The organism is Modestobacter sp. SYSU DS0657, assembly GCF_054050925.1.
The window spans coordinates 63,855-89,658 of the sequence record NZ_JBJHAG010000013.1; the positions used below are offsets into that span (position 1 = coordinate 63,855).

At 74.5% G+C, this 25,804-nt stretch carries 24 protein-coding genes and 1 pseudogene; 12 read left to right on the forward strand and 13 right to left on the reverse strand.

All coding sequences use genetic code 11. From position 1 onward, the window contains the following. Window positions 1-14 precede the first annotated feature (14 nt). From ACI79A_RS10280 to ACI79A_RS10300, 5 genes are read left to right on the forward strand one after another with little or no spacing between them, the layout of a single operon-like run. On the forward strand, window positions 15-776 hold the full coding sequence (locus ACI79A_RS10280; RefSeq protein ID WP_457082681.1) for a LamB/YcsF family protein: 762 nt from the start codon (window positions 15-17) through the stop codon (window positions 774-776). Beyond that, the gene (locus ACI79A_RS10285) at window positions 776-1,390 is read left to right on the forward strand and encodes a 5-oxoprolinase subunit B family protein (protein WP_457082769.1); all 615 of its coding nucleotides are present in this window, start codon (window positions 776-778) and stop codon (window positions 1,388-1,390) included. The genes ACI79A_RS10280 and ACI79A_RS10285 overlap by 1 nt, the downstream gene beginning before the upstream one ends. After that, window positions 1,387-2,244 carry a 5-oxoprolinase subunit C family protein gene (locus tag ACI79A_RS10290; RefSeq protein ID WP_457082683.1) on the forward strand — a complete coding sequence of 286 codons (858 nt, stop codon included), beginning with the start codon at window positions 1,387-1,389 and terminating at the stop codon, window positions 2,242-2,244. The genes ACI79A_RS10285 and ACI79A_RS10290 overlap by 4 nt, the downstream gene beginning before the upstream one ends. Next, on the forward strand, window positions 2,241-2,933 hold the full coding sequence (locus tag ACI79A_RS10295) for a spermidine synthase (RefSeq protein ID WP_457082685.1): 693 nt from the start codon (window positions 2,241-2,243) through the stop codon (window positions 2,931-2,933). Before ACI79A_RS10290 ends, ACI79A_RS10295 begins: the two co-directional genes overlap by 4 nt. Further along, window positions 2,930-4,255, forward strand: a complete 1,326-nt coding sequence (locus tag ACI79A_RS10300; RefSeq protein ID WP_457082687.1) for a DUF2254 domain-containing protein — start codon at window positions 2,930-2,932, stop codon at window positions 4,253-4,255. Before ACI79A_RS10295 ends, ACI79A_RS10300 begins: the two co-directional genes overlap by 4 nt. 48 nt (window positions 4,256-4,303) lie before the next feature. On the opposite strand, the gene ACI79A_RS10305 is transcribed toward ACI79A_RS10300, so the two are convergent. Next, window positions 4,304-5,656, reverse strand: coding sequence for an MFS transporter (locus tag ACI79A_RS10305; protein WP_457082689.1), 1,353 nt, complete (start codon window positions 5,654-5,656; stop codon window positions 4,304-4,306). Window positions 5,657-5,866: 210 nt separating this feature from the next. Beyond that, the gene (locus ACI79A_RS10310; protein WP_457082691.1) at window positions 5,867-7,174 is read right to left on the reverse strand and encodes an alpha-amylase family protein; all 1,308 of its coding nucleotides are present in this window, start codon (window positions 7,172-7,174) and stop codon (window positions 5,867-5,869) included. A gap of 100 nt (window positions 7,175-7,274) precedes the next feature. Here ACI79A_RS10310 and ACI79A_RS10315 point away from each other — a divergent pair, with 100 nt between their 5' ends. Next, the gene (locus ACI79A_RS10315) at window positions 7,275-8,720 is read left to right on the forward strand and encodes an MFS transporter (protein WP_457082693.1); all 1,446 of its coding nucleotides are present in this window, start codon (window positions 7,275-7,277) and stop codon (window positions 8,718-8,720) included. 17 nt (window positions 8,721-8,737) lie between these two features. Here the strand turns inward: ACI79A_RS10315 and ACI79A_RS10320 are convergent. After that, a pseudogene (locus ACI79A_RS10320) lies at window positions 8,738-11,773 on the reverse strand (efflux RND transporter permease subunit); the annotation flags it as partial. Between the two features lie 79 nt (window positions 11,774-11,852). Here ACI79A_RS10320 and ACI79A_RS10325 point away from each other — a divergent pair. Then, window positions 11,853-12,380: a MarR family winged helix-turn-helix transcriptional regulator gene (locus ACI79A_RS10325; RefSeq protein ID WP_457082695.1), complete on the forward strand. Its 528-nt coding sequence runs from the start codon at window positions 11,853-11,855 to the stop codon at window positions 12,378-12,380. A gap of 78 nt (window positions 12,381-12,458) precedes the next feature. Here ACI79A_RS10325 and ACI79A_RS10330 read toward each other — a convergent pair whose 3' ends face one another. Genes ACI79A_RS10330 through ACI79A_RS10340 form a run of 3 tightly spaced genes read right to left on the reverse strand, consistent with a single transcriptional unit; the run spans window position 12,459 to window position 14,322 of the window. Then, window positions 12,459-12,863: an ankyrin repeat domain-containing protein gene (locus ACI79A_RS10330; RefSeq protein WP_457082697.1), complete on the reverse strand. Its 405-nt coding sequence runs from the start codon at window positions 12,861-12,863 to the stop codon at window positions 12,459-12,461. 42 nt (window positions 12,864-12,905) lie between these two features. After that, on the reverse strand, window positions 12,906-13,658 hold the full coding sequence (locus ACI79A_RS10335) for a dienelactone hydrolase family protein (protein ID WP_457082699.1): 753 nt from the start codon (window positions 13,656-13,658) through the stop codon (window positions 12,906-12,908). Between the two features lie 43 nt (window positions 13,659-13,701). Continuing rightward, window positions 13,702-14,322: a hypothetical protein gene (locus ACI79A_RS10340; protein WP_457082701.1), complete on the reverse strand. Its 621-nt coding sequence runs from the start codon at window positions 14,320-14,322 to the stop codon at window positions 13,702-13,704. A 181-nt stretch (window positions 14,323-14,503) separates the two neighbouring features. Here ACI79A_RS10340 and ACI79A_RS10345 point away from each other — a divergent pair, with 181 nt between their 5' ends. Then, the gene (locus ACI79A_RS10345) at window positions 14,504-16,048 is read left to right on the forward strand and encodes a UDP-N-acetylglucosamine 1-carboxyvinyltransferase (RefSeq protein WP_457082703.1); all 1,545 of its coding nucleotides are present in this window, start codon (window positions 14,504-14,506) and stop codon (window positions 16,046-16,048) included. Window positions 16,049-16,305: 257 nt separating this feature from the next. On the opposite strand, the gene ACI79A_RS10350 is transcribed toward ACI79A_RS10345, so the two are convergent. The 3 genes from ACI79A_RS10350 to ACI79A_RS10360 are packed head-to-tail and all read right to left on the reverse strand — an operon-like array spanning window position 16,306 to window position 17,983. Continuing rightward, window positions 16,306-16,884: a hypothetical protein gene (locus ACI79A_RS10350; RefSeq protein ID WP_457082705.1), complete on the reverse strand. Its 579-nt coding sequence runs from the start codon at window positions 16,882-16,884 to the stop codon at window positions 16,306-16,308. Then, entirely contained in the window at window positions 16,881-17,465 is a 585-nt protein-coding gene (locus tag ACI79A_RS10355; protein WP_457082707.1) for a hypothetical protein, read from the reverse strand. The genes ACI79A_RS10350 and ACI79A_RS10355 overlap by 4 nt, the downstream gene beginning before the upstream one ends. A gap of 38 nt (window positions 17,466-17,503) precedes the next feature. Continuing rightward, window positions 17,504-17,983, reverse strand: coding sequence for a PPOX class F420-dependent oxidoreductase (locus ACI79A_RS10360; RefSeq protein WP_457082709.1), 480 nt, complete (start codon window positions 17,981-17,983; stop codon window positions 17,504-17,506). A 111-nt stretch (window positions 17,984-18,094) separates the two neighbouring features. On the opposite strand from ACI79A_RS10360, the gene ACI79A_RS10365 reads away from it, so the two are divergent. Together ACI79A_RS10365 and ACI79A_RS10370 are read left to right on the forward strand one after the other, a co-directional pair. Then, window positions 18,095-19,411, forward strand: coding sequence for an AI-2E family transporter (locus ACI79A_RS10365; protein WP_457082711.1), 1,317 nt, complete (start codon window positions 18,095-18,097; stop codon window positions 19,409-19,411). An 85-nt stretch (window positions 19,412-19,496) separates the two neighbouring features. After that, on the forward strand, window positions 19,497-20,450 hold the full coding sequence (locus ACI79A_RS10370; RefSeq protein ID WP_457082713.1) for a proteasome assembly chaperone family protein: 954 nt from the start codon (window positions 19,497-19,499) through the stop codon (window positions 20,448-20,450). A gap of 59 nt (window positions 20,451-20,509) precedes the next feature. On the opposite strand, the gene ACI79A_RS10375 is transcribed toward ACI79A_RS10370, so the two are convergent. Next, window positions 20,510-20,779 (reverse strand): hypothetical protein, encoded by a 270-nt coding sequence (locus ACI79A_RS10375; protein ID WP_457082715.1) that lies wholly within the window; start codon window positions 20,777-20,779, stop codon window positions 20,510-20,512. A 306-nt stretch (window positions 20,780-21,085) separates the two neighbouring features. On the opposite strand from ACI79A_RS10375, the gene ACI79A_RS10380 reads away from it, so the two are divergent. Both ACI79A_RS10380 and ACI79A_RS10385 read left to right on the forward strand, forming a co-directional pair. Continuing rightward, window positions 21,086-21,244 (forward strand): hypothetical protein, encoded by a 159-nt coding sequence (locus tag ACI79A_RS10380; protein ID WP_457082717.1) that lies wholly within the window; start codon window positions 21,086-21,088, stop codon window positions 21,242-21,244. Window positions 21,245-21,352: 108 nt separating this feature from the next. Beyond that, window positions 21,353-22,606 (forward strand): FAD-binding oxidoreductase, encoded by a 1,254-nt coding sequence (locus ACI79A_RS10385; RefSeq protein WP_457082719.1) that lies wholly within the window; start codon window positions 21,353-21,355, stop codon window positions 22,604-22,606. A 210-nt stretch (window positions 22,607-22,816) separates the two neighbouring features. Here ACI79A_RS10385 and ACI79A_RS10390 read toward each other — a convergent pair whose 3' ends face one another. From ACI79A_RS10390 to ACI79A_RS10400, 3 genes are all read right to left on the reverse strand, one after another. After that, the gene (locus ACI79A_RS10390) at window positions 22,817-24,478 is read right to left on the reverse strand and encodes a catalase (RefSeq protein WP_457082721.1); all 1,662 of its coding nucleotides are present in this window, start codon (window positions 24,476-24,478) and stop codon (window positions 22,817-22,819) included. Continuing rightward, window positions 24,475-24,945: a Fur family transcriptional regulator gene (locus ACI79A_RS10395; RefSeq protein WP_457082723.1), complete on the reverse strand. Its 471-nt coding sequence runs from the start codon at window positions 24,943-24,945 to the stop codon at window positions 24,475-24,477. Before ACI79A_RS10395 ends, ACI79A_RS10390 begins: the two co-directional genes overlap by 4 nt. 172 nt (window positions 24,946-25,117) lie before the next feature. After that, complete coding sequence (locus tag ACI79A_RS10400) at window positions 25,118-25,771, reverse strand: DUF6518 family protein (RefSeq protein WP_457082725.1); 654 nt, start codon at window positions 25,769-25,771, stop codon at window positions 25,118-25,120. Window positions 25,772-25,804: the final 33 nt, after the last annotated feature.

The window sequence follows — 25,804 nt, forward strand, 5'->3', positions numbered from 1 at the left end:
GGGAGGGTGGACCCATGACCGCTGTGGACCTGAACTCCGACCTCGGTGAGGGCTTCGGCCAGTGGGCGCTCGGCGACGACGACGCGCTGCTGGGCGTCGTCACCAGTGCCAACGTCGCCTGCGGCTTCCACGCCGGCGACGCGACGATCATGCGGCGCGTCTGCGCGCGGGCCGTCGAGTCCGGCGTCGCGATCGGCGCCCAGGTCGGCTACCGCGACCTGCCGGGCTTCGGCCGGCGGTTCATCGACGTGGAGGCCGAGGCGCTGACCCCCGACGTCGTCTACCAGATCGGTGCGCTTGAGGGCTTCGCCCGGATCGCGGGCGACCGGGTGCGCTACGTCAAGCCGCACGGCGCGCTCTACAACGCGATCGTGCACCACGAGGAGCAGGCGGCGGCGGTGGTCGCCGCCGTCGTCGCCTACGACCGGGAGCTGCCGGTGCTCGGGCTGCCCGGCTCGGCGTGGCTCCGGCTGGCGGCCGAGGCCGGGCTCACCGTGGTGCACGAGGCGTTCGCCGACCGCGCGTACACCCCGGAGGGCACGCTGGTCTCCCGCCGGCTGCCCGGCGCGGTGCTGCACGACCCGGCCGAGATCGCCGCCCGGTGCGTGGCGATGGCCACCGGCGAACCGATCCGGGACGTCGAGGGCGGCGAGCTGACGCTGCGGCCGGAGTCGATCTGCGTGCACGGCGACACCCCCGGCGCGGTGGAGATCGCCCGGCAGGTCCGCGCCGCGCTGGCGGACGCCGGCGTGGAGCCGTCGGCGTTCGCGGCGTGATGCGCCTGCTGCCCAGCGGCAGCGCCGCCCTGCTGGTCGAGCTGGACGGGCTGGACGACGTCCTCGCGCTGTACGCCGCGCTCAGCGCCGACCCGCCCTCCGGGGTGGTCGACGTCGTCCCGGCCGCGCGCACCGTCCTGCTGGTGACCGACCCGGCGCAGACCTCCTTGGCCGCGGTGGCCGCGGCGGTGCGGGCGACTCCCCCGCGGCCGGACACCCAGGTCGCCGGGGAGACCGTCGAGCTGCCGGTGCACTACGACGGCGCCGACCTCGCCGAGGCCGCCGGCCTGCTCGGGCTCACCCCGGCCGGCCTGGTCGAACGGCACACCGGCGCCGAGTGGACGGTGGCCTTCTGCGGCTTCGCCCCCGGCTTCGGCTACCTCACCCAGCCCGGCGGCCAGTGGGACGTGCCCCGCCGGGCGACCCCGCGCACCAGGGTGCCGCCGGGCTCTGTCGCGCTGGCCGGGGAGTTCAGCGGCGTCTACCCGCGCGAGTCCCCCGGTGGCTGGCAGCTGATCGGGCGCACCGACGTCGCGGTGTTCGACCTGGACCGCGACCCGGCGGCGCTGCTCCGGCCGGGCACCCGGGTGCGCTTCGTCGAGGTGGGACCGTGAGCCGCGCGCTGACCGTGCTGGCCACCGGGGCGCTGACCACGGTGCAGGACGGCGGCCGGGTCGGGCAGGCGGCGCTGGGCGTCGGCCGCTCCGGCGCCTGCGACCGGGCGTCGGCCGCACTGGCCAACCGGCTGGTGGGCAACCGCACCGACGCCGCGGTGCTGGAGGTGACCCTCGGCGGGCTCGCCGTCCGCGCGGAGGCCGACCTGCTCGTGGTCACCACCGGCGCGCGCTGCCCCGGCGCCCCGCACGACGCCCCGACCCTGCTCCGCGCCGGCAGCGAGCTGCGGCTGGGCACACCGTCCAGCGGGCTGCGCACCTACCTGGGCGTCCGCGGCGGCATCGACGTCCCGCCGGTGCTCGGCTCCCGGGCCACCGACCTGCTGGCCGGGCTCGGCCCCGCGGTGGTCGCCGCCGGCGACGTGCTCCCGGTCGGCGAGCCGGTCGACCCGGCGCCCGGCGTCGACCTGGCCCCGGTGCCCGATCCGCCGGACGGCGAGGTCACGGTCACCGTGCTGCCCGGGCCGCGGCAGGACTGGTTCGGCGACGCCGGCTGGGCCGCGCTCACCGGGCAGTCGTGGACGGTGACCAGCGAGAGCAACCGGGTGGGGCTGCGGCTGGACGGTGCCCCGCTGGAGCGGCTGCGCACCGGGGAGCTGCCCAGCGAGGGGATGGTGCGGGGAGCGCTGCAGGTGCCGCCGTCCGGGCTGCCGGTGCTGTTCCTGGCCGACCACCCGGTGACCGGCGGCTACCCGGTGATCGGCTACGTCACCGACGCCGACGTCGACCGCTGCGCCCAGCTCCGCCCCGGCCAGTCGCTGCGGTTGCACCCTGCCGCACACTCGTCCCCGTGATCGACGAGGACGTGCAGCTGCTCGGCCGGGCCGGCGGCCCGCACGGCGAGGTGGCGCTGCGCCGGCGCACCGGCGACGACGGCGTCGCGCACCTGGAGTTGATCGTCGACGGCGTGTTCGCGATGGACGACGTCGACACCTCCACCGAGCGGGCGCTGGCCACCGAGGCGCTGGCCCGCTGCGCCGGCGGGGAGCTGCGGGTGCTGGTCGGCGGACTGGGGCTGGGCTGGACGGCGGCCACCGTGCTGGCCGAACCGCGCGTCGGCGCCGTCGACGTGGTCGAGCTGCAGCCGGCGCTGGTCGGCTGGGCGGGCGGCGGGCTGCTCCCCGCGCTGCCCGACGACCCGCGGCTCCGGCTGCACACCGCCGACGTCGCCGCGCACCTGGCCAACCACCCCGGGAGGTACGACGCGGTGCTGCTCGACGTCGACAACGGCCCGGCGTTCCTGGTGCACCAGGGCAACGCCGGGCTCTACGAGGGGCCGGGGCTCACCCGCGCGCTGGGCGCCCTGCGGCCCGGTGGGGTGCTGGCCATCTGGGCGAGCGACCCGGTGCCCGAGCTGGCCGACCGGCTGCGGAGGCTGCCCGGGGCCACCGCCGTCGAACACCTCGTGCTCCCGGTCGAGCGCGACGGCCGGGCCTTCGACCACGCGATCGCGATCGCCCGGCGCGCCGGAGGCCGGTCGTGACGAACAAGGGCAGCGCGGAGAGCTCCCGGCTCCCACTGTGGGTCGGCCCCCTGGTCAGCGGGGTCGTGGCGGCGGGCGCGGCCGTGGGGCTGACCATGATCCGGCCCTCCGGCGGCTGGCTCACGCGGCTGTGGCCCGGCGACCAGGCCGCGGCGTCCACGCTGTTCCAGGTGGTCGCCACCGCGGTGGTCACCATCACGACCCTGACGTTCAGCCTCACCGTGGTGGCGCTGCAGCTGGCCAGCCAGCAGTTCTCCCCGCGGCTGCTGCGCGAGGTCACCCAGGACCGGATCTCCAAGGGCGTGCTGGCGACCCTCACCGGGGCGTTCGTGTTCAGCATCGTGGCGATCCGGCAGCTCAGCAGCTCCTCGCCGGTGCCGGTGGTGAGCGCGCTGGTCGCGCTGCTGCTGGGCATCGCCGCGTTCGCCGCGGGCCTGACGTTCATCTCGCACATGACCCGGCTGCTGCGGGTGGACACCCTCATGCTCAAGGTGCACGACGAGACGAAGCGGGCACTCGCCACCTTCTACCCGGACTACGACGAGCCGCTCGACGACCCCGAGCAGCTGCACCTCGACCAGGCCACCGGCCGGCTGGTCGCCGCCACCGCCAGCGGCTACGTGCGCAGCATCGACGTGGACCGGCTGGTCAAGGTGGCGCGGGAGCACGACGCGGTGGTGCGGATCGAGACCCGCCCCGGTGACCACGTGGTCCGGCGGACCCCGGTCGCCACCGTCTGGTCGCGGCGGGGTGGCGAGGTGCCCGACGAGCTGGCCGACGCCGTGGTCACCACCATCGACCTGGGCTACGAGCGGACGCTGGACCAGGATGCCGGCTTCGGCTTCCGGCAGCTCGAGGACATCGCGGTCAAGGCGGTGTCGCCCAGCATCAACGACCCGGTCACCGCGGCCACCGCGCTGGGGCACCTGGGCGACCTGCTGTCCCGGGTCGTCGGCCGCCACCTGGGCGCGAGCGTGCACCGCGACGCCGACGGCGTGGGCCGCGCCGTCGTCCCCGACCGGGACCTGCGCTACTACCTGGAGCTGTCCTGCGGGCAGCTGCGCCGCTACGGCGGCGACGAGCCCACGGTGCTGACCTCGATCCTGCAGATGCTGCGCGACGTGGCCGTCTCCTGCCGGGACGACGAGCAGCGGGCCGAGATCGCCCGCGCGGCGGACGACGCCGTGGTGCAGCTGCCCGAGCAGGCGGCCGGGGACGACGCCGAGGCGGTGCGCGACATGCGCCGGCGGGTGCAGCTCGCGCTGGACGGCGACCTCGTCGGCGCCTTCGCCGACCGGGCCGGGGAGACCCGCTCGATCTGACCCGGGCTCAGCGCCGGCCAGCCGCGCTCCGTCGTCGGCCGGTGGCACTCATTCGTCGGCCGGTGGCTGGTAGGCCGAGCGGCCGCGCAGCCGGGCCCCGACCGCGATGTGCAGCGGGGCGATGACGACGCCGTCCCGGGCCAGCCGGGCGCGCAGCGCCTTGCGGTGCCGCAGGACGCCGACCAGCCCGACCGCCCAGAAGACGTACTGCACGGAGAACGCGGCCCGGAAGGCGTCCCGGCTGTAGTCGGTGGTGCCGCCGGGCGTGAGCAGGTCGAGCACCGCGCCGATGGCCAGGATGGTCAGCAGCGAGGCGACGAACCCGCCGACGTTGACGACCCCGCTGGCGCTGCCCGCGCGCTCGACCGGGTTCTCGGTGCGGGCGTAGTCGAAGCCGATCATCGAGCCCGGGCCGTTGGTGCCGAGCACGAGCACCAGGACGACGAGCAGCCACAGCGGCGCCCGCCCCGGCCAGAGCAGCACGACGGTCCAGGTGACCGCGGTGGCGCCGAGGATGCCGAAGACCAGCACCGAGCGGCGCATCGGCCAGCGGCCCACCAGCCGGCCCAGGAACGGGCCGAAGCCCATCCCGATCAGCACCAGCAGGGTGAGCAGGGTGGCCGCCGTTCCGTCGCTGAGCCCCTCGCCGACGGTGAGGAACGGGAAGCCCCACAGCAGCGCGAACACGGTGCCGGAGAACTGGGTGACCAGGTGGGTGTACATCCCGATCCGGGTGCCCGGCTCCCGCCAGGTGGCCACCAGGTTGGCGCGCACCTGGCCCAGCCCGACCTGGGTGGCCACCGGGGTGCCGGGCGGGGCGTCGGAGAGCGCGACCAGCACCAGCACCGCGGCGAGCACCCCGACCGCGGAGGCGCCGAGGAACGTGGCCGGCCAGGAGGTGTCGCGCAGCAGCGCGACCAGCGGGTACGCGGCGACGATCTGGCCGATCTGCCCGAGGATGCCGGTCAGCTGGGTGATCACCGGGACGGTGCGGCCGGTGAACCACAGCTGCACGACCCGCAGCACGCTGATGAAGGTCATCGCGTCGCCGGCGCCGACCAGCACCCGGGCGGCGACCGCGGTCGGCACGTCGGTGGCCAGCGCGAGGACGGCCTGCCCGGCGGACATGGTCAGCGCACCGGCGACGATCATCGCCCGGGAGCCGAACCGGTCCAGCGCCACGCCCACCGGCACCTGCAGGCCGGCGTAGACGGCCAGCTGAAGCACCAGGAACAGCGAGACCGCCGAGGCTCCGGCGTCGAACCGCTCCTGCGCCTGCACGCCGGCCACGCCGAGCGACCCGCGGTGGAAGATCGCCACCGCGTAGGCCAGCAGCCCCACGCCCCACACCAGGTAGGCCCGCCTCGGGGTGCGGGCGGCCGGGGCGGGGGCGGTGGTCACGTCCCAGAACGACACCACAGCGGCGCCCGGCGTTCCAACCGGGCGCGGTGAGATGGCCCACCAGGAGTCTCCGTCGAGCCGGGTCGGGCCGTCGCCCGTCCGGGTCGAGCCGCGTCAGCCGAGGTGGAGCCGCGGCACGGCGCGGCTCCACCTCAGGTCACGCGGGTCGAGCCGTCGCCCGTCCGGGTTGAGCCGCGCCGACGACCGCCTTCACCCGCCGGCGAGCACCGCCCAGCCGTGCGGCTCGAGCCGGACGCCGTCCCGCTGGACCTGCCCGGCGCCGGCCAGCAGCGCGCCGGCGCCCGGTGCGGGCACCAGCGCGGGGGTGTCGGCGAGGTTGAGGACCACCACCAGCCGTTCGCCGTCGGCGCTGCTGACGTAGCTCAGCTGGGTGTTGTCCCGGTGCAGCACCTCGGTGCGCGCCGCGTGCAGCCAGCGGTGCCGGCGGCGCAGCCCGATCAGCTCCTGGTGCAGCCGGAACGTCGGCTCCCCGAACGGGGCCAGGTCCGCGGGCGTCGCCGGGAAGGGCGGGCGGACCGCGTCGTCCCCGCCGGCGCGGTCCTCCTTCACGCCGGTGAACGCCTGCTCGTCACCGGCGTACACCGACGGCGTCCCGCCGACGGTGAACAGCACCACCAGCGCGTGCGCCAGGTGCCGGGGGTCGGTGAGCCGGCTGGCGATCCGGGTGACGTCGTGGTTGCCGACGAAGGTCAGCGGCACGAAGGTGCCCAGGAACTCGTCGTGCCGGCCCAGCGCGTGCGCGAGCTCGTGCAGGTTGCCGTCGTTGAGCGAGCTCCAGATCGCCTTCCACAGCTCGTACTGGGTCACCGAGTCCATCCCGGACCCGCGGACGATCCCGGCGTAGTCGCCGTGGATGACCTCGCCGACGACGTACGCGTCCGGGTGCCGCTCGCGCACCCGGGGCAGCACGCCGGCCCAGAACGACGGCGGGACGGCGTAGGCGGCGTCCAGCCGCCAGCCGTCGACGCCGCGGTCCAGCCAGTGCGTCATCACGTCGGTGACCAGGTCGGCCACGGCCGGGGCGGAGTGGTCCAGGGCGACCAGCTGCCCGTGCCCCTCGAAGGTGTCGTACTCGGGCTCCGCGCCCGGGCCGTGCGGCCAGCGCAACCGGAACATCCCGGCGGTGGGCGCGTCCGGCCCCTGCTCCAGGACCGCCCGGAACGCCGGGTGCCCGCGGCCGACGTGGTTGAACACGCCGTCCAGCAGGACCCGCAGCCCACGGTCGCGGCAGGCGGCGACCAGCGCGTCGAAGTCGGCGTCGTCGCCCAGCCGCGGGTCGACCCGCCGGTGGTCCTCGGTGTCGTAGCCGTGCGTGCCGCTGGCGAACACCGGCCCGAGCGCCAGCCCGTTCAGGCCGAGCTCGACGGCGTAGTCCAGCCAGTCGACCAGCCGGGGCAGCCGGTGCCGCACGACGTCGTCGCCCCGTTCCTGCTCGGCCCCCACGAAGCCCAGCGGATAGACGTGCCACCACACCGCGTCCTGCACCCAGCCGGGCATCGCACCTCCCCCTCGTCGGCGCCCCACGTTACCGACGGGTACCTCCGCTGGCCGGAAGCCCCCGGCCCGGCACGGCCGCCCGGGGTTAGCGTCCAGTTCCGTGACACAACCAGCCGCCCGCACCAGCACGGCCGCCGCGGGCAGCGCTCCCCCGGCGCTGGTCCCGGTGCTCATCTACCTGGCGATGCTGGTCGCGGTGATCAGCAGCCTGGGCGCGCCGCTGATCCCCGCCATCGCCGAGGCCAACGACGTCTCGGTCACCAGCGCGCAGTGGGCGCTGACGGTGACCCTGGTGGTCGGCGCGGTCGCCAGCCCGGTGATCGGGCGGCTGGGCGACGGACGGCACCGCCGCACCGTGGTGCTCGTCGTCCTCTCCGTGGTGGTGCTCGGCAGCGTGCTCGCCGCCCTGCCGCTGGGGCTGGGCTGGCTGATCGCCGGCCGCGCCCTGCAGGGGCTCGGACTGGCCGTCACCCCGCTGGCGATCGCCACCGCCCGCTCGGCGCTGCCCCCGGACCGGGCCCGCTCGACCGCGGCGGCGCTGTCGGTGACGGTCGCCGCGGGCCTGGGCCTGGGCTACCCGCTGACCGGGCTGATCGCGGAGCTGGGCGGGGTGCACGCGGCGTTCTGGTTCGGCGCCGCCGCCAGCGCGGTCGCCCTCGTCGCCGCCGCGGTGGTCTACCCGCGCCCGCCGGCGACGGCCGGCCGCCACCTCGACCTGCTCGGCGCCGTCCTGCTGGGCGTGGGCCTGACCGCCGGGCTCCTCGCGCTCGGTGAGGGCGAGGACTGGGGCTGGAGCTCGCCCGCCGTCCTCGGGCTCGTCGCGCTGTCGCTCGCCGCCCTGGCCGGCTGGGCGTGGTGGCAGCTGCACGCCGACGCCCCGCTGGTCGACCTGCGGCTGGCCCGCGGGCGCACCGCCGCCACCGCGCACGTCGGCGCCCTCCTGATCGGGCTGGCCAACTACCTGCTGCTGTCCTCCGTGCCCCGGCTGGCGCAGACCCCGGAGTCCACCGGCTACGGGTTCGGCTCCTCGATCGTCGTCGCCGGGCTGATCCTGCTGCCCTTCTCGGTGGCGAGCTTCGCCGCCGGGTGGGTGGCCCGCCCGCTGGACCGGCTGGTCGGCGCCCGCTGGGTGCTGCCGATCGGCGCGCTGGTGCTAGCCGTCGGGGAGCTGCTGGTCGGTTTCGCCCGCACCGACCTGTGGCAGCTCTTCGCGGCCATGGCCGTCGCCGGCCTGGGCGTGGGGACGACGTTCGCCGCGCTGCCCGGGCTGATCGTCACCGCCGTCCCCGCCGGGGAGACCGGCAGCGCCATGGGGCTCAACCAGGTCATGCGCTACATCGGCTTCGCCGTCGGCAGCGCGCTGAGCGCGACCGTGCTGGAGATCGCCACCCCCGCCGGCGCCGCGTACCCGACCACCGGCGGGTACACCGGGGTGGCGGTGATCGGCTGCGGCGCCTGCCTGCTGCTCGTGGTGCTCACCGTCGCGCTCGGCCGGCGCGCCCCCGCGCTCGCGCGACGCTCCCGGCGGGTCTCCAGGGAGGTGTAGAGCACCGGCACGAGCAGCAGGGTGAGCAGCGTGGAGCTGATCAGCCCACCGATCACCACCAGCGCCAGGGGCTGGGAGATGAACACCCCGCCGCCGGTGACGCCGATCGCCATCGGGGTCAGCGCCAGCACGGTGGCGGCCGCGGTCATCACGATCGGCCGCAGCCGCTGGCGGGCGCCCTCGGTGACCGCCTCGGCCAGCGGCCGGCCGCGCTCGCGGTACTGGTTGACCAGGTCGATCAGCACGATCGCGTTGGTCACCACGATGCCGATCAGCATCAGCACACCGATCAGCGCCGGGACGCCCAGCGGGGTGCCGGTGACCAGCAGCATGAGCAGTGCACCGGTGGCGGCGAACGGCACCGAGACGAGCAGGATGAACGGCTGGGCGAGGCTGCGGAAGGTCGCGACCATGACCAGGTAGACGATCACCACCGCGATCACCAGCGCCAGGCCCAGGTCGGCGAAGGCCTCGCTCTGGTCGGCGGCGACGCCGCCGATCGACACCTCGGCACCGGCCGGCAGGACCAGCCCGTCGATCGCCGCCTGCAGCTCGGCGGTGAGCGCGCCGAGGTCGGCGTCGGCCGGGGTCGCCGAGACCGTCGCGCTGCGCTCGCCGTCGACCCGGGTGATCGAGCTGGGCGCCTGCGTCTCCTCGACGGTCGCCAGCGAGGTCAGCGGCACCAGACCCCCGGCCGTCGGCAGCACCACCGCGCGGAGCTGCTCGACGGTCCCCGGCGCCTGCACCGGCTCGAGGTAGACCGGGGTGCCGGCGTCGTCGACGTCGATCTCCCCGAGCGGGACAGCGGTGGTCAGCCCCGCCAGGGTGCGGGTCACCTGCGCCTGGGTCAGCCCGGCCTCCGCCGCTGCGACCGGGTCGACGTCGACCAGGACCACCGGCAGCCCGGCCGACAGGTCGTTGGTGACGTCGGTCGCGCCCGGCACGTCGGCGACCGCCCGCTGCACCTGGTCGGCGGCCTCGGCCAGCACGTCGGCGTCGGCCGCCTGGACCAGCACGTCGACCGTGGAGCTGCCGAACCCGGAGCCGGCAGCGGCCACGGTCACCTCACCGACGTCCGGGAGCTCCAGGGCGACCTCCCGGATCTCCGCGCGCGTCTCCTCCGGGTCGCCGCCCTCGGCCAGGGTCAGCGAGAACGTCGCCGTGGGCGTGCCGCCGCCACCGCTGAACGCGGCGAGACCACCGGCCGAGCCGACCGTCGTCTGCACGGTCTCGACCCCGGCCACCTCGCCGAGCGCCGCCTCCAGCTCGCGGGCTCGCTCGTCCTGCGCGGCCAGGCTGGTGCCGGCCGGGTAGGCCGCGGTGACGGTGACGGTGTCCTCACCGGCGTCGCCGATGAAGTTGGTCTGCAGCAGCGGGGTGAGGGCCAGCGTGCCGACGAAGACAGCGACAGCACCGAGAGCGGTCCAGCCGCGGTGGGCCAGGACGCCGCGCAGCGCGGGTACGTACAGCCGCTGCAACCAGGTGCGCCGTTCCGCCGCCTCGGCCGCCTCCCGCTCCCGGGCCAGCTCGGCGGTGTCCTCGCGGTCGGTCTCCGGCGCCTTGCTGTCCGACGTGCGCAGGAACGCCGAGGCGATGGCCGGGACGATGGTCAGCGAGACGACCAGGGAGGCGAGGAGGGCGATCGCCACGGTGAGCGCGAAGGGCCGGAACAGCTCGCCGACCAGGCCCCCGACCAGGGCGATCGGCAGGAACACCGCCGCTGTGGCGATGGTCGAGGAGGTGATCGCACCGGCCACCTCCCGGACGCCGCTGAGGATCGCCCTGGTGCGGGCCTCGCCGTAGGAGAGGTGCCGCTTGATGTTCTCGATGACCACGATCGAGTCGTCGACCACGCGGCCGATCGAGACGGTCAGCGCGCCCAGGGTGAGGATGTTCAGCGAGAAGCCGGCCACCTGCAGCGCGATGAAGGTGACGCACAGCGACACCGGGATCGAGATCGCCGAGATCAGCGTGGAGCGCACCGAGGCCAGGAACACCAGGATCACCACCAGGGCGAACAGCAGCCCCAGCCCACCCTCGGTGGCCAGGCCCTCGATCGATTCCTCGATGAAGGGTGCCTGGTCGAACACCACGGCCACCGTGCTGCCCTCGCCCAGCAGCTCCCGCACCTGCGGCAGCAGGTCGGCGACGGCGTGCGAGATGTCCACGGTGTTGCCGTCCGGGGTCGCGGTCAGCCCGACCGAGAGCGCCGGCTGCCCGTCGACCCGGGAGTAGGACGTCGCCGGCGCCTCGCCCAGCTCCACCGCAGCGACCGCACCCAGCGGGATCACCGCGCCGTCCGCCCCGGTCAGCGGCACGGCGCGGAGCTCCTCGACCGAGGTGAGCCGGTTCCCGGCCTGCACGGAGAGGGTCTGCTCGCCCTCGGTCACGATGCCGGCGGGCAGCACCACGCCGTTGTCCTCGAGCACGGTGGTGATCGCGGTCGGGGAGAGCCCGGCCGCCGCGAGCGCGGCCGGGTCGAGCGCGATCTGCACCCGGGGCTCGCTGGCTCCGGTGACCGCCACGTCGCGGACGCCCTCGATCTGCTCGAACAGCGGGACGACGGCGGAGTCGAGCCGGTCGGACAGGGCGGCCGGGTCGCCCGGCGCGGCGATCGCCAGCTGCAGGACCGGCAGGTCGGCCAGCGAGCCGGCGAGCACCTGCGGCTCGACGTCGGCCGGCAGCTGGGCCTGCACCCGGCTCACCGCGGTCTGCAGCGCGGCGGTGGCCCGGTCCAGGTCGGAGCCGTACTCCAGCTCGACGGTGACCGTCGCCAGCCCGGTGCTGGCCGTGGAGGTCGTGGCGACCACGCCGTCGACGGAGCCGACCGCCTGTTCCAGTGGCTGTACGACCTGGCGCTCCACCACGTCGGGCGCGGCACCGGGCTGGGAGGCGACGACAGCGGCAGCCGGGATCTGCAGGCTCGGGATCAGCTCCTGCTTCAGCGACCCCGCCGAGATCAGCCCGAACACGAGCACGGCGATGGTCACCAGCGCCACCAGGGCTCGGTTGCGCAGGGACAGGACGGCGAGACGGGACACGCGTTCCTCCACGGCCGGGCAGCCGAAATCGGGTAGTTTGCTTGGTGCAAACTACCCGGTCCGGACGACGACGTCCGGGGAGGAGGCCAGCATGTCGCCCGACGACCCCCCGATCTGCGACGAGGAGCCGCCCGGCTGGGCGGCGCTGTCCCCCGAGGCCCGGGCGGTCGCCCGGCTGGGCGCCGAGATCGGGCTGCACAGCGTGCGCCGCCGCCTGGCGCCCCTGCTGGCCGTGCCGCTGACCGTGCAGCAGCTGCGCTGCCTGACCGTGCTGGTGGTCGAGGGCGCGGCCACCCCGCAGCAGCTGTCCGCCCTGCTGGCCGTCTCCCCCGCCACCACCACGGGCATCGTCGACCGGCTGGTCCGGGCCGGTATGGCCGACCGGGCGCAGGACAGCCGGGACGGCCGGGGGCGGGTGCTCACCCCCACCCGGGCCGGCGTGCAGGCGGTGCGCGAGCTGCTCGCCACCGACGTCGAGACCGATGCCCGGGTGCTGGGCGGGCTCACCCCCGACGAGCTGGCCGGGCTGCGACGCGGGCTCACCGGGGTGCTGCGCGAGCTCCGCTCGCTCGGGGAATCCGGCGGCGACCCGGCGGCGCCGCCGGGCCCGACCGGCTGACCGAGGCCCACCCGACCGAGCGGGGCCTGCCCGCCGGCCCGGCTGCCGAGGCGCCGACCGGCGGACCGACCGCCGCGGTCAGCCGGCCGGGCGCTCCAGCAGGGCGCTCATCTCCGGCAGCTCGAAGAACTGCGCCGTGGCGCGGGCGCTGGGACCGCCGGCGTCGGGGTCGGCGCCGGCGGCGAGCAGCGCGCGCACCGCGTCGGCCGACTGCTTGAACACCGCGGCCGCCAGTGCGGTCTGGCCGCGGTCGTTGGCCCGGTCGGGCTCGGCACCGCGCTCCAGCAGCGCGGCGACCGTCTCCGGGTGGCCGTGGTAGGCCGCCAGGATGAGCAGGGTGTCGCCCTTCTCGTTGGTCAGGTCCACCGGCACGCCGGCGTCGACGTAGGCGGCGAGCTCCTCGGTGTGCCCGGCCCGGGCCAGACCGAAGACCCGCTGCGCCAGGTCGAGGACGCCCTGCTCGATCGGCTGCTGCTCGCTCATCCCGCGAGCGTAGGCACCGCGGCGGGAGGAACGAGCAGGTGGTCAGCCGGCGGCGACCCGGTCGGTCAGCGCGAGCACGTGCCGCCAGGCGTCGTCGCAGGCCTCGGCCCACTCCCCGAACGCCCGGTCGAAGAAGGAGTGCGGCGCGCCCTCGTAGACGACCTCGTCCACGTCGGCGCCGGCGGCGCGCATGGTGGCGGCCAGCTGCCGCTGCTCCTCGACGGGCGTCGCCGAGTCCGCCCCGGCGATGATCATCACCACCGGCTTCGCGGCGCGCTGCGCGGCGTCCCCGACCATGGACGGCCGGCCGTAGAAACCGGCCGAGCCGGCGATGTCCAGGTCACCGCCGGACTGCCGCCAGGCGTGGCTCCCACCGAAGCAGAAGCCGACCGTGACCACCGGCAGCGCCGGGTCGCTGCGGCTGCGCAGGTAGGCCGCGGCCGCGGCGGTGTCGGCGTCGACGCCCTCGGCGGTGGTCTGCGGGATGTGGCTCTGCCAGTCGAAGTCCTCCTCGCGGCTGCCGGTGGCGGCCACCCCGGCCGTGCGGCCGAAGTAGTCGACGGCGACCGCGGGGAGGCCGGCCTCGGCGAAGCGCTCGGCGAGGGCCACGTAGTAGGGGTGCAGGCCACGGATGTCGGGGAGGATCACCACGCCCGCCGTCGCCGGTTCCGCGGGGGCGGCGAAGGCGGCGGTGAACTCGGTGCCGTCGGCGGCGGTCAGGGTCAGCGAGCCGCGCTCGGCGACGTCCCCGCTGCGCGGTGGTGCGGGCGGGCGGCTGTCGTGGTCGTGGCACATGCCGACGTGTCTACCGCTGACCTCCGCACCGCGCAGCGGGAGTTCAGCCCCGCTCGCCCGCGCCCCCGCTGCCCGCGCCCCCGCCACCGTTGTCGCCACCCCCGCCGTCGCCGTTGCCGGTGTCGGCCGCGAAGTCGGGCGCGCTCGGGTCACCGCCGAAGACCTTCGCCGCCACGTCCCGGCGCACCTCGGTGACCCAGTCGTGCTGGCGGTTGGCCTGCCGGATCAGCCGGTCGAGCAGGTCGGCGTCGATCCGGCTGTCGACGGTGGCCGCGATCCGCAGCGTCTCGAAGCCGCTGCGCTTGCCCCGCACGGCGGAAGCGAGGAACTCGAACTCGACCAGCTCGCTGGACGGGGACCGGCTGAGCAGGTGACCGTTCAGCTTCGCCCGGCTGGCCTTCTCGGCGACCCAGGTGGCCCACTGCTTGTACTGCCGCACCGGGAAGCCCAACGCCTGCGCGACCCCGGTGATCGCGGTCTTCTCCTCGCGGAGCTCGTCGAGCAGCTGCCGGAGGGCGTGCTCGTGCTCCCTCCCCCGGTGCACCCCGATCATCCGCGAGACCAGCTCGATGCCGCCGGCGGCCGCGGCGATGTGGTCGTTGATGTAGACGGCGAGCAGCTCGGGGTGGGACACGGAACCGGTCGGCACCGGGTTCTGGGGCACGGGTTCTCCTCGTCAGCAGGGGCCGGTCGGGGGCAGGGCCGGGTCCGGGCCCCACCATCATGTCCAGTGCTCGCCGGTTCGACACCCGGCGTCCCGTCGTGGGGAGCGCCAGCCACCCCGGCGCCCGGGTGGCTGCAGAGCAGGACCGTCCGATCTCATGTGTGAGATATCGTGACCGGCGATGATGCTCACCGAGGAAGCCACCGGTCAGTCACTCCGCCAGATCGGCGCGCTGGTCCGCGACGCCCGCCGGCACCACGGCCTCACCCAGGCCCAGCTCGCCGAGCGGCTGAACACCAGCCAGAGCGCGATCGCCCGGATCGAGCAGGGCAACCAGAACCTCACCCTCGAGCTGCTCGGCCGGCTGTCGGCGGCGCTGGAGAGCGAGCTGATCACCGTCGGCCGCCCCGGCCCCACCCACCTGCGGGTGCGCGGCGGCACCCCGCTGTCGGGCAGCGTCACGGTGAAGTCGTCGAAGAACGCCGCCGTCGCGCTGCTGTGCGCCTCGCTGCTCAACCGCGGGCGGACGACGCTGCGCAACGTCTCCCGGATCGTCGAGGTCGACCGCATCCTCGACGTGCTCACCTCGATCGGCGTCTCGGCCACCTGGGACGAAGCCGGCCGGGACCTCACCCTCGTCGTCCCCGAGCAGCTTGACCTGGCCGCCATCGACGCCGACGCCGCCCGGCGCACCCGCAGCATCATCATGTTCCTGGGCCCGCTGCTGCACCGCGCCGACGTCTTCGAGCTCCCCTACGCCGGCGGATGCAACCTGGGCACCCGGACCGTCCAGCCGCACATGATCGCGCTGCGGCCCTTCGGTCTGGAGGTGGAGGCGCGCGCCGGGGAGTACCACGCGACAGTGCGCCCGACGGAGGGCCGGGACCGGACGATCGTGCTCACCGAGCGCGGTGACACCGTGACCGAGAACGCCCTGCTCGCCGCCGCCCGGCACGACGGGACGACGACGATCCGCAACGCCAGCCCGAACTACATGGTCCAGGACCTGTGCCTGTACCTGGAGAAGCTGGGGGTGCAGATCGCCGGCTTCGGGACCACGACGCTGGTGGTCACCGGACGGCCGGTGCTCGACGCCGACGTCGACTACACGATCTCCGAGGACCCGGTCGAGGCGATGAGCCTGCTCACCGCCGGCATCGTGACCGGCTCCGAGCTGACCGTGCGGCGGGCGCCGATCGAGTTCCTGGAGATCGAGCTGGCCACGCTCACCGAGATGGGGCTGCGCTACGAGCTGTCCCCGGAGTACCCCGCCGAGAACGGCCGGACCCGGCTGGTCGACCTCACCATCCACCCCTCCCAGCTGCGGGCACCGATCGACAAGGTTCACCCGATGCCCTTCCCGGGGCTGAACATCGACAACCTGCCGTTCTTCGCGGTGATCGCGGCGACGGCCACCGGCGAGACGGTCATCCACGACTGGGTGTACGACAACCGCGCCATCCACCTGTCGGACCTGACCCGGCTCGGGGCCGACGTCCGGCTGCTCGACCCGCACCGGGTGCTGGTCTCCGGCCCGACCCGGTGGTCGGGGGCGGAGATCGTCTGCCCGCCGGCGCTCCGTCCGGCGGTCTGCATCCTGCTCGCGATGCTGGCGGCGAAGGGCCAGTCGGTGCTGCGCAACGTCGACATCATCGCCCGGGGGTACGAGCAGCTGTACGAGCGGCTGGTGGAGATGGGTGCCCAGATCGAGGTCTTCAGCGACTGAACAAGGACCCCGTCCTCCTCACCCCTCGCAAGCTCGGGGCGAGCCTCTGGACGGGGCCGCGGACGAGCTCGGGCCGGGGCCGCCCGGCGCGACTGGCCGCCGACCACCTCCGCGACTGAGCTTGTGCTCTGCTCACCCCGGGTGAGCAGAGCACAAGCTCAGCAGGACCCCCGCGCGGCCAGACCCACCCCGCAGCCAGACCACCCCGCGCCCGGTCGCCGGCTTCCGCGTGGCGACCGAGGAGTCCGCTGCGGCGATCAGCCGCGGAGCAGGACGGCGACGCCGACGCAGGCCAGGGCCCACAGGCCGCTGGCCAGGGTGCCGATGATGAATCGCTCCGCGGCGACCGGCGCCTTCACCTCGTGGAACCGGCCCAGCCCCTTCACCGCGACCAGCACGGCCAGCCCCTCCTGCCAGCCGGCCAGCACCGTCCCGGCGATGACCGTGCGCTCGAGGACCCCGATCCAGGCGCCGCCGCGCAGCACCTCCGGGTCGGCCACGCTGCGTGGCGCCGGCTTGCCGACGACGGGCTCGGCACCGGCAGGGGCCGGCGCGGGACCGGCCGCCGGCGCATCACGCTCCGGGTCGGCAGCGCGCAGCACCGCCATCGCCACCGGGCCACCGCCCAGCGCGGCGGCCGCCACCGCGAGGACGACGGCCACCGCGTCCACGACGTCCCCGGTGCGCCCGACGCGCCAGGCCAGCACGGCCGCCACGGCGAGCAGCACGACGAGGGTCAGCGCGCCGATCGGGGTGCGCACCCGCTCCCCCCGCAGCGTCAGGCCCGCGCCGGCCGCGGCCAGCGCACCGAGGACCAGCAGGGCGGCGACGGTCATCCCGCCGCCCGCGCGAGCAGCCGGGCCGCGGTCGGCCGCAGGTCGCGTTCGACCTCCCACAGCCCGGCGGCCAGGCGCTGCCCGACCGCCTGGCGGCTGATGCCCAGCTCGCCGGCCGCCTCGGCCTGGGTGCGCCCGCCCTCCACCAGCCGGACCGCCTCTTCCGCCTGGTCGCTGCGTCGCTCCAGCAGGGCGGCGAGCGCCGTCAGCACCGCCTGGGCGTCCGCCGCCGTGTCCTGGACCGGCCCGCGCACCGCGATTCGCACCGGACGCCGCTTGGCCGCCTCGACCGCGGCCCGCGCGGCGATGAAGGCCGGACCGGCACCGGCCCGGGTGCTGGCCGGCAGGGGCCGCTGGACGGGCCCTGTCCCGATCCCGATGCTCCAGTCGCCATCCCGCACCAGCCGCCGGACCACGTCCACCACCGCGGCCGGGTCGTCGAGCAGCCCCTGGAACTCATCACCCGCAGTGCGCTCGAAACGCAGCACCACGGGTACGCCGGCGAGCACCCGCAGGGCGGCCGGCACCCGGTCGGGGGCGCGACGGCTGGCCCGCTGGTCGACGGTCACCACGAACGACACCGGTCAAGTGCAGCAGCTTGCCTCGGCAAAAGCAAGGCTCAGGGCTTTGCGGGCGCGTCCTGGTTCAGCTCCGGCGGGAACCCGCCGGTGGCCACCGGTCCCCAGCGCTCGATCGTCACCCGGAGCAGGACCTTGCCCTGGCGCTGCATCGCGGCCCGGTAGTCGTCCCAGTCGGGGTGCTCGCCGCTGATCGACCGGAAGTACTCGACCAGGGGCTCCAGCGCGTCGGGCAGGTCGAGCACCTCCGCCCGGCCGTCCACCTGGACCCACGGCCCGTCGAACTCGTCGGAGAGGACGCACAGGGACACCCGCGGGTCGCGGCGGGCGTTGACGACCTTGGCCCGCTGCGGGTAGGTCGACACGACGATCCGCCCCTCCGGGTCGACGCCGCAGGTCACCGGCGAGAGCTGCGGCTCGCCGTCGGCCCGGCGGGTCATCAGCAGTGCGTGGTGGCGGGGGCGGACGAAGGCGAGCAACCCGTCGCGGTCGACGCGGTCGGCGGTGGCGGTCTTCGGCATGCCGGGAACCTACGACGCACCTCCGACGACCCGCCCGACGGGGCGGCGTGGGAGAGGTGGATCGCGTCGCTTCGGCGCGTGCCCGTCGCCCGGGTGTGCTGGGATCAGCGCATGCCCGACCAGAGTCCCGAGCCCCGCACCGAGACGCCGTCCGACCAGGGGGCGACCGGCCCGGAAGGTTCCGGGGCGACGACTCCCGACGCCGGCTCGAGCCCGGGAGCGCCCACCCACGACGACACCATGGTGCCCACCCGGTCTCCCGTGCCCGGCCCGGAGCGCGCGCGCCGCTTCCAGACCGCCGCGCGCGTCCTCGCGATCGGCTCCGGGGAACTGGTGCTCGTCGTGCTCGGCCTGATCATCATCGGGTACGTCCTGGGCCAGCTCTGGGTGGTGCTGCTGCCCGTCGTCCTCGGCCTGCTGTTCACCACCGTGCTGTGGCCGCTCGCCCGGTTCCTGCGCAAGCACTCCTGGCCGCCGGCCCTGGCCGCCCTCGTGACGCTGCTGCTGTTCCTCGCAGCCTTCGGCGGCATCATCGCGTGGATCGCCCCGCAGGTGATCAACCAGGTCGAGGACCTGGCCGACCAGTTCAGCGCCGGTCTGCAGGAGATCCAGCAGTGGCTGGCCGGCCCGCCGCTCAACCTGGGCGACGGCCAGGTCGACGAGGCGATCGACGGCGTGATCGACCAGGTGCAGTCCAACGCGCAGAACATCGCCGGGTACGCCTACACGACCGCCACCGCTATCGGCAGCATCGTCATCAACCTGGTGCTGGCGCTGGTGCTGACCTTCTTCTTCCTCAAGGACGGGCCCCGCTGGGTGCCGTGGCTGGCCGCGCAGACCGGTCCCAGCGCCGCACCGCACGTGGCCGCGCTGTCGCTGAAGACCTGGAAGACGCTGTCGGAGTTCATCCGCCAGCAGGCGCTGGTCGGCTTCGTCGACGCGTTCTTCATCGGCATCGGGCTGCTCATCCTGGGTGTCCCGCTGGTGGTCCCGCTGGCGGTGCTCACCTTCTTCGGCGCCTTCGTGCCGATCATCGGTGCCTTCACGGCCGGTGCGTTCGCCGTGCTCATCGCCCTGGTGAGCAACGGGTTCACCACCGCGCTGATCGTCCTCGGCCTGATCGTCGTGGTGCAGCAGATCGAGGGCAACGTGCTGCAGCCGATCCTGCAGGGCCGCGGGCTGAACCTGCACGCCGCGGTGGTCATCCTCGCGGTGACCGCCGGCGCCAGCCTGGCCGGCATCATCGGCGCCTTCCTCGCCGTGCCGGTCGCCGCCCTGATCGCGGTGGCCTACCGGTACGGACGCGACGTCCTCGACGGGCTGTCCCCGGAGGTGGAGCCCGACGGCACCCGCCGGGTGCTCGCCGGGAACACCGGGGGGGCCGAGCTGGTGAGCGAGTCCGCAAAGGACCCGAACCCGGTCAGGTGACCCGGAGGAGGGACGGCGGGAATGCTGCCGTCCCTCCCGGGGCTGGACCTGTCGACCCGTCGGACCGTTCCCAGGAGGCCGCACCGTGCCGCAGCGACCGGAGGACCTCGTCGAGGTGCTCCCCGAGGCAGAACCGTTCCTCACCCGCGAAGAGCGGATCGGCTCACCGGACGAGCGGCCCGGCCTGGTGCTGGTGCACGACCTGGCCGGGGAGTTCGACGCCGCGCACGCCGCCGCCCTCGCCGGCTCGCACCTGCTGGCCACCCTGCCGCACGAGCTGATCGCGCGGTTCGACGTCGACAGCCTGGTCGACTACCGCGGTCACCGGCCGCGGATGACGTTCTCCGGTGACCGGTACGAGTCGATCACCTCCCCGGAGATCAACCTGTACGCGCTCGAGGACGACGGCGGGCGCCCGTTCCTGCTGCTGCACGGCACCGAGCCGGACTACGCGTGGGAGCGCTTCGTCGCCGCGGTCGCCGGACTGGTCGAACGGCTGGGGGTGACCACCGTCGTCGCGCTGCACGCCATCCCGATGCCGGTGCCGCACACCCGGCCGGTCACCGTCACCGCGCACGCGACCCGGCGCCAGCTGATCGAGTCCTACCCGGTCTACTGGGGCGAGATGCGCATCCCCGGCAGCGTCGGCGCGCTGCTGGAGCTGCGGCTCGGTGAGGCCGGCGTCGACGCCCTGGGCGTCGCCGCGCACGTGCCGCACTACCTCGCCCAGGCCACCTACCCGGCGGCCTCGCTCACGCTGCTGGAGCACCTGGAGCAGCTGACCGGCCTGCACGTGCCCACCGAGACGCTGCGCGAGGCGGCCGAGGCCAACCGCACCGAGGTCGACGAGCAGATCGGCCGGTCGGCGGAGAACACCTCGGTGGTGGCCGCGCTGGAGGAGCAGTTCGACAGCTTCACCGCGGCGCGGGAGGACACCGGCCTGCTGGGCACCGCGGGCCAGATGCCCAGTGGCGACGAACTCGGCGCCGAGCTGGAGCGCTTCCTCGCCGAGCAGGACCGCAAGCGCCCCCGCGACTGACCGACCCCGCCCAGCGGTACCCCGGTGGCGAGCAGCCCCGCCACCGGCGCCGCGCACCGTCAGCAGTCGTCCTGGCACATCGCCGGCTCGGGCCCGTGACGGAGGGTGGCCGTCCCCCCTCCTGCCCACCAGGCCCGATCCAGGCGATCGCGGTGGGCGGCGGCCAGGGCGGCGTGCACCCGGGCGCCGCGCACGACGTCCGCGGCGAGCTGGTGCGCCGCAGCGGACCACGACACCGGCACCGGCCGTTCTCGGGCCGGTGCGCCGGCACGGCCCATCGCCCGGAAGAACAGCACCACCAACACCGCGAACACGACGCCCGCCCACATGCTCCACTCCCTCGTCCGTCGTCGGGCGAGCTGCCCGACGGGCCGAGGATGCGCAGCACCGGGGACCGCAGACCAGTGTCCGGTGGGACAGCGAGGGCAGCGGAACTGCCAGAACCGGCCGACCGGTCCGGCGGTGCGCTGGACAGCCGTCCGGAGCGGACGGTCTGCGACGGTGACCGCCCGCCGAAGCTCAGGCCGAACGCCGCAGCTCAGGCCGGCCGGCTCCTCGAGCCGGCCGGCGACCGCCCTCCGCTGCTGCGGCACGTCCGCGGGTCCAGTCTCGACCCGACGACGAGAGGCGGAACGGTGACCGAGCAGGAGAACCCCGAGCGGCCGCGTCCGGCCGAGCCGGAGGGCGGCGACCCGGTGTGCTGGCTGGAGCGCGTCTGCCCCGAGTGCGGCCGGCTGGCCGACGACCCGGCCGCTGACCGCTGCGGCCGCTGCGGTCAGCTCCTGCGCAGCTGACCCGAGGGACCAACGTCCCTCGACCGGTCGGGACCCGGCACCGAGAGTGGCGGTGTCCCCCGCGGCACCGTCCCCTGGTGCCGCACGCCCCCTCAGGAACGAGGCACTGTGCTCTCCGATCGCTCCCGCCCGGTCATCGAGGCGACCCTCCCGGTCGTCGCCGAGAACATCGAGGAGATCGCCCGCCGGTTCTACGGCCACCTGTTCGGCCAGCACCCGGAGCTGCTGGACGGCACCTTCAACCGCGGCAACCAGGCCGAGGGCACCCAGCAGGTCGCGCTGGCCGGCTCGGTCGCCGTCTTCGCCAGCGCCCTGGTCAAGACCCCCGAGCAGGTCCCCGAGCAGCTGCTGCCCCGGATCGCGCACAAGCACGTCTCGCTGGGCATCACGCCGGCGCAGTACGACGTCGTCCACGAGCACCTGTTCTGGGCCATCGTCGACGTGCTGGGCGACGCGGTCACCCCCGAGGTGGCCGCCGCCTGGGACGAGGTCTACTGGCTGATGGCCTACGCGCTGATCAACATGGAGCGCGGCCTGTACAGCGCCCGGGGCGTGCGGCCGGAGACGGTGTGGCGCGAGTGGCAGATCGCGGAGAAGGTCGAGGAGACCCCCGACGTCGTCACCTTCCGGGTCAAGCGGAACGACGACCGGCTGGTCAAGACCTCGCTGCCCGGCCAGTACGTCTCGGTGAAGGTGCAGATGCCCGACGGGGTGCACCAGCCGCGCCAGTACAGCCTCACCCGCGCCGACGACGGCGAGCACCGCCAGTTCTCGGTGAAGCGGGTGCGCGGCGGCGGCAAGCCCGACGGCGAGGTGTCCAACCTGCTCTGCGACCGGGCGCAGGTCGGCGACGTGCTCACCCTGTCGCTGCCCTTCGGCGACGTCGTGCTCGACGACTCCGGCCGGCCGGTGGTGTTCGTCAGCGCCGGGATCGGGATCACCCCGATGGCCGGCATGATCTCGCACCTGACCGCCGCCGGGTCGCACCTGCCGATCACCGTGCTGCACGCGGACGCCGACGAGGAGTCCTTCGCGCTGCGCCGGCAGGTGCTCGACGACGTGCGGTCGCTGCCCGGCGCCGCCACGCACGTCTGGTACGAGCGCGGTGCGCGGAGCAGCCTGCCGGTCGACGGGGTGCACGCCGGGATCATGGACGTCTCGCAGGTCGAGCTGCCCGAGGGGGCGGCGTACTACCTGTGCGGCCCGCTGCCGTTCATGCGGGCGGTGCGCAGTCAGCTCATCGACCGCGGGGTGCCGGCCAAGGACATCCAGTACGAGGTGTTCGGCCCGGACCTGTGGCAGGCCGACCTGGCCACCGAGGCCGCCCCGGGCGCCGAGCAGGAGCCGGCCGCCCAGGCCTGACGCCCGGCGCACCAGGTCCCGGCCGACCGGCCGACCGGCCGACCGGCCGGCGCGGACCCGGAGGGTCCCGACCCCCCGGACGACGGCTCGCCGCCGGCCGGGACGGCACCTGGCCGCGGTAAAGGCCGTAGGCCGACCGGCGACACAGGGGGCCGCGACCGGTGATCCGGTCGCGGCCCGCCGTGGTGGTGCGGAGGGATCAGCTCACCGTCAGGCGAGCACGACCCGCTCGTTGGGCACCGTGTGCGTCATCTTCAGGCCGGTGACGTCACGCGGCCCGTTCTTGCCGAGGTTGGCCGCGCGGGCCAGCTCCTCCTCGTTTAGCGTCTGGGTCTGCAGCGGCGGCAGGCTCCGGACGTCGTCCGCGGTGATGCCGAGGCCCTCGCCGACGCGGGCACCGAGCTCGTCGTCGCACATGAAGAAGTGCCACACCATGCGCTCCTGGACCTCGCGGACCGCCTGCCCGATGTTGCCGACCAGGTTGGCCACCAGGTCGTCCTTCTCCCACTGCTCCATCAGCTGGTAGCGCTGACCGGCCTGGGTGTAGTCGTTGGTGCGCGGGATCCGCTTGCGGGTGAGCCGGCCGGTGATGACCGGGCCCTGCTCGTCGTGCGTGGGGTACTCGGCCTCACGCAGGCCGCCGGTGATCGACGGCTCGTAGTTGACGTGCGGGTTCTGGCCGGGGCCGAGGTCCACGCCGAACGACATCTGCCCGCCGCGCTGGTTGGTCTGCACCACGGCGTTCTTGGCCGAGTTGATCGGCAGCTGCAGGTAGTTCGGCCCCACCCGGTAGCGCTGGGTGTCGGAGTAGGAGAACGTGCGGCCGATCAGCATCTTGTCGTCGGAGAAGTCCATCCCGTCGACCAGCACGCCGGTGCCGAACGCGCTCTGCTCGTTCTCGTTGTGGTGGTCGGTGACGTTGCGGTTCAGGGTCATCGTGCCGACCAGCTTGGGCTCGAACTCGTTCTCCGGCCACACCTTGGTGTCGTCCAGCGGGTCGAAGTCCAGCTCGGGGTGCTCGTCGTCGCTCATGATCTGGACGTAGAGGTCCCACTGCGGGTAGTCACCCCGCTCGATGGCCTCGTAGAGGTCCTTGGACGCGTGGCCCAGGTCCTGGCCCTGGATCACCGCGGCGTCGGCCTCGGTCAGGCTCTTGACGCCCTGCTTGGGCAGCCAGTGGTACTTGACCAGCACGGTCTCGCCCTGGGCGTTGACCCACTTGTAGGTGTTCACGCCGAAGCCCTGCATGTGCCGGTAGTCGGCCGGGATGCCGCGCGGGCTGAACAGGTTGACGAGCATGTGCATGGCCTCGGGGGTCTGCGACATGAAGTCGAAGATCCGGGCGGACTCCTGCCGGAAGGTGATCGGGTCCGGCTTGAGGGAGTGGATGACGTCGGGGAACTTGATGGCGTCGCGGATGAAGAACACCGCGAGGTTGTTGCCGACGAGGTCCCAGTTGCCGTCCTCGGTGTACATCTTGACCGCGAAGCCGCGCGGGTCACGCGCCGCCTCGGAGGAGTCCCGGCCGCCGATGACGGTGGAGAAGCGGATCGCCAGGTCGGTCTTCTTGCCCGGGGTGTTGAACAGCTTCGCCCGGGTGTAGCGCTCGATCGGCTCGTCGCCCCACTTGCCGGTGGCCTCGAACTCGCCGTAGGCCACGAAGCCACGGGCGTGCACGACGCGCTCCGGGATGCGCTCCCGGTCGAAGTGGCTGATCTTCTCGAGGAACTGGTAGTTCTCCAGGGTGGCCGGGCCACGTGCGCCCACCGTCCGCTGGTTCTGGTTGTCGTAGACCGGGTGGCCCTGACGGTTGGTCAGGATCGGCCGGTCGGCCTCGCTGGCCGCCGGGCCCTGCGATGCGACGTCGGTCATGCTCCCACTCCCCTTCGGATTGCTGTGCCTGCTGCTGGTTCGTGCTCCCTGCGCGCGGCCTGACAGCCGGCGCAGATGCCCCAGAAGACGACCTCGGCCTCGTCGACGGCGAACCCCGCCGTCTGCGACGGGGTCAGACACGGCGCCTGTCCCACCACGCAGTCGACGTCGGCGACCGCACCGCACTCCCGGCAGACCAGGTGGTGGTGGTTGTCCCCGACCCGCAGCTCGTAGAGCGCCGGCGCACCGGCGGGCTCGATGCGGCGGGCGAGGCCTCCCCCGACCAGCGCCTTGAGCACCCCGTAGACCGCCTGCGGCGAGATCGAGGGGTGCGCGGCGCGGGCGGCGGTGACGATCGTGTCGGCGTCGGCGTGCGGGTGGTCGGCGAGGACGTCGAGCACGGAGAGCCGGGGGCGGGTGACCCGCAGCCCTGCTCTCCGCAGCTCGTCTTCCCAGGCCGTCTCCATCGCCGTCGACTCAACCCTGTTTTCTTGAGTCAGTCAAGACAAGACCGGGTGAACGCTGCGGGTCGCCCCCGCGAGGGCGACCCGAACACCCGGTTCGATGGTGCGCCGGGCGGGGCGGACCGGCGACCCGGGACGGCGTGTCGGCACGCCCCGGCCGCGCAGGAGCCGGTGGTCAGGCCGCGGCGAGGAGCGCGTTCACCAGCTCGGTGCCGGCCCAACCGGCCGGGACGACGACGGCGAGCAGCCCGAGCACCGCCAGCCGCTGCCGCGCGGTGCGGGCCAGCAGCGCGACCACCAGCCCCGCGGCGACCATGACCCAGCCCGACGCCCCCTGCCACGGGAAGTGCACCTGCCGGTACACCCCCTCCTGCACCAGCACCCCGGCCAGCAGCGTCACCCCGGCCACCGCCCGGCGCGGTCCGCAGGACCGCCACCACCAGCCCGCCGTTCCGAAGACCAGCCCGGCCGCCACGCCGGCGACCAGCCAGACGACGACGGTGACCGGCCGGACCGGCAGCAGCTGCACCGCCTGGGCCGCGTAGTAGCCGCCGACCAGCAGCAGCTCGGTGGCGACGGCCGCGGTCACCGCCCCGCGCCACCGGCGGGCGAGCGCCCCCACGGCGAAGGCGGGCAGGCACCAGGCGGCCACCGAGTTCGCCCACGCCGCCCACGGGTCACCGAGCGCGCCCTGGGCCCACTCGGTGACCACACCGCCGCCGGCACCCAGCACGAGCACCAGCAGCGGCAGCCACCAGCGGGCGGGGCCGGCGGTCACCTGCGTGGCGGGGGTGGCCGGTGGCGGGCCGGCCGGGAGCACGGTGGTCATGGCGTCCAGCCTGGCCGCCCCGGCGCCGCGGCA